The sequence below is a fragment of the Borrelia turicatae 91E135 genome (assembly GCF_000012085.2).
In the GTDB taxonomy this organism is placed as follows: Bacteria; Spirochaetota; Spirochaetia; order Borreliales; family Borreliaceae; genus Borrelia; species Borrelia turicatae.
The window spans coordinates 25,129-34,098 of sequence record NZ_CP019364.1; the positions used below are offsets into that span (position 1 = coordinate 25,129).

The window sequence follows — 8,970 nt, forward strand, 5'->3', positions numbered from 1 at the left end:
AATGGAACTATTAGTTCCATTTGGAACAGGTTTGATGAGGTATGCGATGAATAAGAATAGAAAAATAGAGATAGTTAAAAGAATTGATTTAGAAACATGTAATTTCAAGACTTTAAACAAGACAAGAGAAGAGAGATATTTAGAATTAAAAGAAAAGCTTAAGATTTTAATAAAAGAGGAATCCTATAATAAAATAGAAACAGCTAGGGTCTTGAAAGAAATTAATGAAAGTAAGTACTATGCTCTTGATGGATATAAAAGTTTTACAGCTTTTATCAAGAGCTATAAAATAGCAAAAACTTCCATATATAGATATATTAAGCTAGTTATAGGCATTGATAGTGGTAAAATTGATTATGATTTAATTTTAAGTAAAGGTGTAGATTATGCAATTAAAGTCTTAGAAAATAATAATGTCATTAGTGAAAATAATGTCAACTCTTTAAAACTTTTAAGGTTGCAACTAGATGATGAAGAGAGTTTCTATTTTTATAAGTCCAACACAAAATTTGCTAGTTTTTTGCTTAAGGAAATATATAAAAATGAGAAAGATTTTTTTAATAAGATGCATGATAAATATGATAGTCTGAAAGTACAGTAAATCCATTGTGTGTTAATTAGATATTTATATTGTTTTAGTAAAATACAAAGTTTGTGATAATATTTTTTTAAAATAGCATAAAAACTTTTGAAAAAGACTTTACAAAAAGATAAAATAGTTTATAATTATTCTATAGACTGAGATTTAAAGTCTCACTCTTATTGTTTGATTAGAATAATAGGTTGGCTACAGTAGGTAGCCTTTGTCATTTTATCTTAAATATATAGATTTTGGGTTTTTATATTTTGTTTCGGTTTTCATATATGGTGTTTAATTTTAAGTGAAGTGTTTATTTTAAAAAGAGCTATATATCTTGTATGTTGATTATTTGATTTACAGGATATCTTTTATTTCTTTGTAAGAATTTGTTCTTAATTTTACATTAATCTTGCTTTGAAGGTTGCTTTTTTGTAAGTAAATTTTATTGATTGATAAAGATAATAAAAGAGCTTTAAAACTAACGTTAAGAAATATATCGTTAATTTTAAAGCTTTGATTATTATTTTTGAGTATTTTCTTTGTTAGGATGTCGTTTTTGGGTATATTGCTTTTCAGTTGCGTTTAATTTTAAAAGAAAATCTCTAATTTTGGCTTTATTGACTTGCAATGTTTCTAAACCGACTTGGATTTTAATATCTTCTTTGTTATATACATATTCATCTTCATTGAGAACTTTCTCTAGTATAGTTTTGTTTAAGCTGAAAGAGGAGGTGTTGACCCATTTTCCAAATGAAGATTTATTATCGTATTCATAGCTTGTTTTACCTTCTATTTTAGTGCCATCTGGTAGTGTTAATGGAGTTTGTTTGATTATGCTATGGTTTCTTAATTTAGTATACAAAAATATTTGTGTTGTGTTGTTTTGATAGTCAACTACACCTTTTAATTCTAAGTTTTTGCTTAAATATTGATATATTCTTATTGTTTTGTTGATTTTATCATGTTCGACTTGCAAGGAAGAACACGCTGTAAGTAAAAAAATTAGTAAAATTTTTGTTAACTTTAGGTCTTTGAAAGAATATAACACATTTCCCCCTTTTAATACTATATATGGTATATTGTTTGCTATTTACGGGTTTTGTAAATATAAATAGCAATTATTTTATATTTTAGTGTTTAAACATTATACTTTAATAAATTTGAAAAACAAGGTGATTAATTTTAAATTAAAATTTAATGAAAATTTGGTAAAGTTGTGATTGTATTTAACTTGTTCACAAAGAATTCTTTTTTTTTCTTCTGATGACATTATCTGTGTTTTTTTCTTGGAGAAAGGTTTTAAGGAAAAAAAGATAAAATTCTAATTTTTAGCAAGAAATGAAAGTAGTGATTTTATCTTAAAATTTTTTAAAAAAAATTGAAAAATCGAATTTTTGAAATAAAATTTTAGGTTAATAAGGAGGCACGTAATAATGAAAAGAATTACTTTAAGTGCGTTATTAATGACTTTATTTTTACTCTTATCTTGTAATAATTCAGCTACTACTCCTAAAGAAGGGCAAGCTGCTAAGCCTGATGGCACAATCCTTGACCTAGCTACAATAACTAAAAACATTACCGATGCTGTTGCTTTTGCTAAGAGTGTTAAAGACGTTCATACTTTAGTTAAATCCATTGATGAGCTTGCTAAAGCTATCGGGAAAAAAATTGGTGCCAATGGTCTTGAAACTGATGCTGATAAGAATGCAAAATTAATTTCAGGAGCATATAGTGTAATATCAGCTGTAGATACTAAATTAGCATCATTAGAAAAAAAAGTTGGAATTTCTGATGACTTAAAGGGAAAAATTACTACTGTTAAGAATGCAAGTACATCCTTTTTAACCAAGGCTAAATCAAAGACAGCTGATCTTGGTAAAGATGATGTTAAGGATGCTGATGCGAAGACAGCTATAGATATAGCAGATACTGGAGCCAAGGATAAAGGCGCGGAAGAGCTTATTAAACTCAATACAGCAATTGATGCTTTGTTAACTTCTGCTGAAGCTGCAGTAACAGCTGCAATAAATGCGCTTTCAACTCCTGCTAAGTCAGCATCTACTGTTCAATCTAACTAAGGATAAACAAGTTAATTTATTATTATAAGATTACTTTTTAATTAATCGTAATTATCTGATAAAATAAAGTCTATAAATAATAAGCTAGGAGTTTTTTTCTCTTAGCTTTTTTTGTTTCTTTATTCTTTCTCTACTTGCTTTACTACTTTATTATACTTCTTTAGATTTCTTATGATTACTTATTAATTTTAGATTTATATTTATGTATTGTTTTTATCTTGTTTTATTACTTAATAATAACTTCTATTTTTTATTTTTACTTCTTAGCTGTGGCAGTGGGAGTGCTAAGGTGGAAGATCCTAAAACCACATTCTTAAACTCTATTGCTAATTTGGGTAAAGGTTTCTTAGATGTTTTTACTTCCTTTTCTGATATGGTTGCTGGCGCTTTTGGTATTAAAGCTGACACTAAGAAATCTGATATTGGTCAGTATTTCACTGATATTGAAAAGACTATGACATCTGTTAAAAAGAAATTACGAGATGAAGTTGTTACGAATGGGAATTACTCAAAACTTAAATCTGTTGTTGATACATTTATCACTAACACATTAGACAAGATTGCAGAAGGAGCTAAAGAAGCGGCTAAAGGGGCTACTGGTGATGCTGCTATTGGTGGTGCTACTAAAGATGGTCAAGATCCTGCACCTGCAGAGGTTGCAAGTGTCAACTCCCTTGTTAAAGGAATTAAAGATATAGTTGGTGTGGTTCTAAAAAAGGGTGAAGGAGATGCAAGCGCTACTAAGACTGGTAACACAGAGCAAAAATCAATTGGTAAGTTGCTTGGTAAAAAGGATGATGGGACAGAAGCACATGCTGCTGCTGCTAGTGCATCAATAGGAGCAGTAACTGGTGCTGATATTTTACAAGCTATTGCTAAGTCTGATGCAGTTTCTGATGATCCTAAAATTGAAAACGCGAAAAATGCTGCTGACATTGCTGCTGCTAAGGCTGATGCTAATGGTAAAGATTTTGGAGATGGGCAGAAAGATGCAGTTATTGCTGCTGGTATTGCTTTAAGAGCCATGGCTAAGGATGGTAAGTTTGCTTCTAAGCAAAATGAAGATAAATCCGCTCATGCAGTGAATGGAGCAGCTGCTAGTGCTGTTGGTAAGACTTTAAGTACTCTAATAATAGCAATAAGAAATACTGTTGATAGTGGATTGCAAACAATAAATGCAGTTCTTGCTACGGTTACACAAGAAGATAAGTCTGCAGAAGCTACTACACCTGCAGACGCAACAGCTAGTGGACAGTAACAATAAATAATGATTAATAACAAATACATAACTAAATAAAGTCATTTGAGGAAAACTCTTCTCTTCATAAGAATTGTTTTCCTTTTATTTATATTATATTAATGACTTTATTTTTACTTCTTAGCTGTGGCAGTGGGAGTGCTAAGGTGGAAGATCCTAAAACCTTATTCTTAACTTCTATTGCTAATTTAGGTAAAGGCTTCTTAGATGTTTTTACTTCACTTTCTGATATGGTTGCTGGGGCTTTTGGCATTAAAGCTGAGACTAAGAAGTCTGACATTGGTCAGTACTTCACTGATATTGAAACTACTATAAACACAGTTAAAAAGAAGTTACAAGAGGAAGTTGCTACGAATGGTAACTATCTAAAGATAAAGGGAGTAGTTGATACATTTATCACTAACACATTAGATAAAATAGCAGAAGGGGCTAAAACAGCAGCTAAAGGGGCTACTACTGATGTTGTTATTGGTAATGCTAAACAAAATGAGGATGCTGTACCTGGAGAAACAGCAAGTGTAAATGCTCTTGTTAAAGGAATTAAAACTATTGTTGACGTAGTTTTAAAAGATAATGAAGGAAATCCAGATGCTACTAAAACCGCAGATACTGAAAAAAAGTCAGTTGGTAATTTGCTTGCTAAAGGAAGTGCTAATGATGGAACAGAAGCACAAGCTGCTGCAGCTAGTGCTTCAATCGGAGCTATAACTGGCGCTGACATTCTAAAAGCTATTGCTAAGTCTGAGAAAGCTACTGCAAATAAAGATATTAATGTAGTAAATAATGCGGCAGAGATTGCGATTGCTAAAAATGATAGTGCTACTAAAACTCTTGATGCAGCACAAAAGGACGCAGTTATTGCAGCAGGGATAGCATTGCGAGCAATGGCTAAGGATGGTAAATTTGCTGCTAAACAAAATGAAGAGAAATCTGCTCATGCAGTTAATGGTGCTGTTGCTAGTTCTGTTGGTAAGACTTTAAGTACTCTTATTATTGCTATTAGAAATACTGTTGATACTGGTTTAAAAACGATAAGTGATGCTCTTGCTACAGTTACACAAGAAGATAAATCTGCAGATTCTACTACACCTGCAGATGCAACAGCTATTGGACAGCAACAATAAAGAATTATTAATAAACATAACTAAATAAAGTCATTTGAGGAAAACTTTTCTCTTCATAAGAATTGTTTTCCTTTTTTACTATCTGTAATAATACTCAGGTTTAAATAGTATTGATAGCAATCCTTTAACAACATATACTAAGGTAAGTAAATGTTGTTATTAAGATTGTATTTGAGCTTTTTGATAAACCAAAAGAAATTGACCTAACACTTTATTTTGAAGATAGGGATAACACTTCTGGGCATGGGAATGTGACTAAAATCTTTCTTAATCTTAGAGAAGGTATGAGTCATAAGTTTAAAATTGCTCCAATTAAACCTATAAGTAATAAATTTACGAAAATTGCTACGTTAATAGAACCATTTGCTACATCTAAACTTAGTATTATGGATTATTCAAGTAAGTCAGCTATATCTGATATTTATAAGTACAAAGGAGATGGTAAGAGTGATGATGATTTATTAGATAGCCTCTCAGCATCATATATGTTATTGACTTTGGGAGTGCGTAATCTTAAAGCACATTTTACTAAAATAAGGTTCCTATAACACTTAAAATATTATATAATAATTATATAAGGAGTGTTTTATGGGACTTGCTCAACCAGTAGTTACTCAACAAATGGTTATAGCAGAACTTACCAAGGCTGGTATTAATAGAGATATTGCTATTGATCTGTCTTACAGATATTATCGTAATGAACTGACTTATAAAGATATTGAATTCTTAAAAGAAAACTTTGATATAAAGCTTGAAAAAGTTGAAGCTCTTTTACAAGCTGAGATTCAAAGGGTTGAGACAACATTAAAATCCGATATTAAAGACCTGGATAATAAATTCGATACTAAATTCAATGAACTTGATAACAAGATTAATACTGTTGAGAATAATCTTAACATCAAGATTGAAAAAGTTGAAGCTCTTTTACAAGCTGAGATTAAATCTGTCAAGACTGAACTTGATAATAAAATAGATACTAAATTCAATGAACTCGATACCAAAATAGATACAGTTGAGAATAATCTTAATAATAAGATTGATAACGTTAGAAGTGAATTAAAATCCGATATTAAAGACCTGGATAATAAGATTGATAATGTTAGAAATGAGGTTTCTCTTGTTCGAAAAGATATGGAAATTAACAGAATGGAGCTTGATAATAAACTTGATAAAACTGCATCAGAATTTAAAAGTACATCAAGACTACATAATTGGATGTTTGGAACTCTAATTACCCTTAATATAGGAATATTTTTAGCATTAATATCATTATTAGTAAAGTAAATTTATTTACCTAGTCCCTTCTTTAATTGACCTTCTGTCAATTATTTTTTAGTCATTTTTTTAACAAAATTATTTAAATTTTTGTTAAAAACAATCAATTTTATTAATTGTTGTATCACGCACAGCCTCTGTAAGATTATAGTGCCTATACTTTTAGTTTTTGTTTTTATGCTTATCAAAACTTGTTAGCCATCTTTTCCCTATGGTTAATAAGGAGGCACGTAATAATGAAAAGAATTACTTTAAGTGCGTTATTGATGACTTTATTTTTATCTTGCAATAAGGAGGGACTATAATATGAAGCATAGATTAAATGAGAGAATTAAAAACTTTAATATAACTATACTTATATCTTTGTTCTTACTTCTTAGCTGTGGCAGTGGTCAACTTCAAGCTGGTAAGGATGGCGAGGCAGCTACAGGTGGAAGCAGTTTAAGTGCAGTAATTTCAATCTCAAGACAATTGTTTTTGGATGCTTTTGTTTCTTTTGGAAATTTATTAAAAGGATTACTTGGTCTTACTGTAGATACAACTAAGAAAGAAGTGGGAGAACAATTGGGTAAGCTTGGAGAAGCAGTACAATTAGTTAAAGTTAAATTAGAAGAGCTAAAGGGAAATGAACAGTTTAATTTAATAAAAGACAAAGCTGAAAGTACAATAAATAAGGCAATTGGTACTTTAGGAAAGATATTTGAAGGAGCAAGTAAAATTAAGGATGCTACTGGTAGTGCTAATGGTAAAGTTGGTGGTAAAGTTGATGATACTGAGAATGCAGCACCAGCAAATACAGAAAGTGTAAAGGGTCTTGTTGAAGGGATTAACTTAATTTATGAAGCAGCAAAGGAAATTGGTGTTGATCTAAAAGGAAATGCTAATAAGCAGATTGAGGATTCTAAAGAGATTGCAAAGTTATTTAAAGACACTGGTGATGTTGGTGCTGATGCTAAGGCACTAAGTGGAGCCAAGAGAGCAGTAATTGCAGCTAGTGGTTCAGATATATTAGCTGCAATTGAAGCAGCTAAGGATACAAGTAAGCAAGCAGGTAATATTAGTGCAGCAAAAAATGCTTATGACATTGCAGTTGCTAATAAAGATAATACAGATGCAGGTGCTGATGTTAGGGACAAAGGGCCAGTAATAGCAGCCGGTTTAGCTTTGAGAGCTATGGCAAAGGATGGTAAATTAGCAACTGTTGCTACTCATGCACCAGGACAAGCAGTGAATGCAGTATTAATAGGAGTAGTTGGTAAAACTGTAAATGAGATAGTATCTATTGTAAGAAGAACAGTTGATAAATGTTTAAAAGATGTTGATGATTGCATAAAAGAAGATTCCAGTAGTGTAGTGAAAGCTAAGTAATATAGTGTGGTGTTTAAATTATTCATTGGAATGAGTTTTGACAAGCAGGAATTCTTACAAGGAATCCCTGCTTTTTTTTAATTTACTACCTTATCTCCTGCTGATTAATAAAAATAAGATATAGAATACAAATTAGGCTTATCTTGAGGGTTGCTTTTTATTCTTACTTTTAAGTAATTAATCTATCTATCTTGTTGTTTTTGGATCTCTTGTTTGCTCTATTTTTCTTTTGTTTTTTAAAGTGTTGCCTTTATTGTCTTTCACTTCTATTGATAACTTATTGACTGCTGTTATTTTTATGAACGTAGTGCTATCCCGCTCTTTAATATATTTCTTTTCCTTATCCAATATCCGAATAAGTACAAGAGTAATTGTGTTGTCAAAGGGACTTATGGAGAGAATATATAAGTTGAAAGTAGAACATCTGTTATTAAAGCAAGGAATGGTAGACGTTTAAGTCTTGAGAAGAGAGAAAAAATAGAGAAGGAAAGAGAAGAAGAGATATGTCTATAATAATTTCAACAAACAGGGTTAATTATTATTATCGAAGTTAATCCCATGTGTTTCAAACTCATCATCATATGAATATATTCCTTTGTAAAACTGGAAGTATGATTCTTTACTAAACCTGTTAATCATGCAAGACCAAACTCACGAAGCATACCGGAACGTTTAAGCTCAATCCTATGTAATAGTAAAGCAGTAGAGACGCTTGATTAACATCTAATGTGTCAATGTTAATACCACGTGTACTAAGTATCATTCCAAGTAGATCTGTCTGATTTTTAAATTTTTCAAAACTTAAAATTTCGTCAGTTATACTTAAGAGAGCTTTAATTTTTAAGTAAAGCTCCCCAAATCTTCCAGATGATTCTACATCACTATCCATAAGTTACAATCCCTTAACTTTGTTTAATATCAACTCTTAAAATAGTATTATCTATTGCCAAGAGTCCACCAAGTACAAAATCAAGGTATGAATGTGCAATACCAGTTGGATCTTCATCAACATGTTTATTTGGTATTGGCAACATTGTGTTTACTTGTTTTTAACTTTAGTAATTTTGGATTTAATGGATAAATTAGTATCTGATTTTTTAGTAAATGACTTGTCTTTAAGTAGACTTCTTGTTTATTATTAACAGCCTGAATTGTATTAATAAGGAAGTCTTTCTATGAATAAGTTGAAGAATAAACATTAGATGATGAATTTGTTATTGCATATGGTTCAACAAGTTTCAAACTTGTTGAACCATATGCAATAGCAAATCATCACTAGGTCAATTA

The 8,970-nt window shown here is 30.6% G+C and carries 11 protein-coding genes; 7 read left to right on the top strand and 4 right to left on the bottom strand.

Annotated elements, in window-relative coordinates; all coding sequences use genetic code 11:
• Positions 1–46: 46 nt before the first annotated feature.
• A complete protein-coding gene (locus BT0_RS04685) occupies positions 47–601 on the top strand; it encodes a chromosome replication/partitioning protein (RefSeq protein ID WP_088895118.1) in 555 nt (184 codons plus the stop codon).
• Positions 602–1,100: 499 nt separating this feature from the next.
• Here BT0_RS04685 and BT0_RS04690 read toward each other — a convergent pair whose 3' ends face one another.
• On the bottom strand, positions 1,101–1,628 hold the full coding sequence (locus tag BT0_RS04690) for an oligopeptide permease-like protein (protein ID WP_088895119.1): 528 nt from the start codon (positions 1,626–1,628) through the stop codon (positions 1,101–1,103).
• 385 nt (positions 1,629–2,013) lie between these two features.
• Between BT0_RS04690 and BT0_RS04695 the strand changes: the two genes are divergently transcribed.
• The 6 genes from BT0_RS04695 (at position 2,014) to BT0_RS04720 (ending at position 7,683) form a co-directional block, all read left to right on the top strand.
• Positions 2,014–2,658 carry a Vsp/OspC family lipoprotein gene (locus BT0_RS04695; protein WP_088895120.1) on the top strand — a complete coding sequence of 215 codons (645 nt, stop codon included), beginning with the start codon at positions 2,014–2,016 and terminating at the stop codon, positions 2,656–2,658.
• Between the two features lie 202 nt (positions 2,659–2,860).
• Positions 2,861–3,916, top strand: a complete 1,056-nt coding sequence (locus BT0_RS04700) for a variable large family protein (protein ID WP_088895121.1) — start codon at positions 2,861–2,863, stop codon at positions 3,914–3,916.
• A gap of 101 nt (positions 3,917–4,017) precedes the next feature.
• Complete coding sequence (locus BT0_RS04705; RefSeq protein ID WP_088895122.1) at positions 4,018–5,040, top strand: variable large family protein; 1,023 nt, start codon at positions 4,018–4,020, stop codon at positions 5,038–5,040.
• Positions 5,041–5,291: 251 nt separating this feature from the next.
• Positions 5,292–5,588, top strand: coding sequence for a hypothetical protein (locus BT0_RS04710; RefSeq protein WP_088895235.1), 297 nt, complete (start codon positions 5,292–5,294; stop codon positions 5,586–5,588).
• Positions 5,589–5,628: 40 nt separating this feature from the next.
• Positions 5,629–6,324, top strand: a complete 696-nt coding sequence (gene bdr, locus BT0_RS05940; RefSeq protein ID WP_236842862.1) for a Bdr family repetitive protein — start codon at positions 5,629–5,631, stop codon at positions 6,322–6,324.
• A 297-nt stretch (positions 6,325–6,621) separates the two neighbouring features.
• A complete protein-coding gene (locus tag BT0_RS04720) occupies positions 6,622–7,683 on the top strand; it encodes a variable large family protein (RefSeq protein WP_088895124.1) in 1,062 nt (353 codons plus the stop codon).
• Between the two features lie 186 nt (positions 7,684–7,869).
• Here BT0_RS04720 and BT0_RS05745 read toward each other — a convergent pair whose 3' ends face one another.
• From BT0_RS05745 to BT0_RS06120, 3 genes are all read right to left on the bottom strand, one after another.
• Positions 7,870–8,031, bottom strand: coding sequence for a hypothetical protein (locus tag BT0_RS05745; protein WP_161491416.1), 162 nt, complete (start codon positions 8,029–8,031; stop codon positions 7,870–7,872).
• A gap of 283 nt (positions 8,032–8,314) precedes the next feature.
• Positions 8,315–8,572, bottom strand: a complete 258-nt coding sequence (locus tag BT0_RS04725; protein WP_088895125.1) for a DUF3890 domain-containing protein — start codon at positions 8,570–8,572, stop codon at positions 8,315–8,317.
• A gap of 13 nt (positions 8,573–8,585) precedes the next feature.
• Positions 8,586–8,717 carry a hypothetical protein gene (locus tag BT0_RS06120; protein ID WP_257789428.1) on the bottom strand — a complete coding sequence of 44 codons (132 nt, stop codon included), beginning with the start codon at positions 8,715–8,717 and terminating at the stop codon, positions 8,586–8,588.
• Positions 8,718–8,970 lie beyond the last annotated feature (253 nt).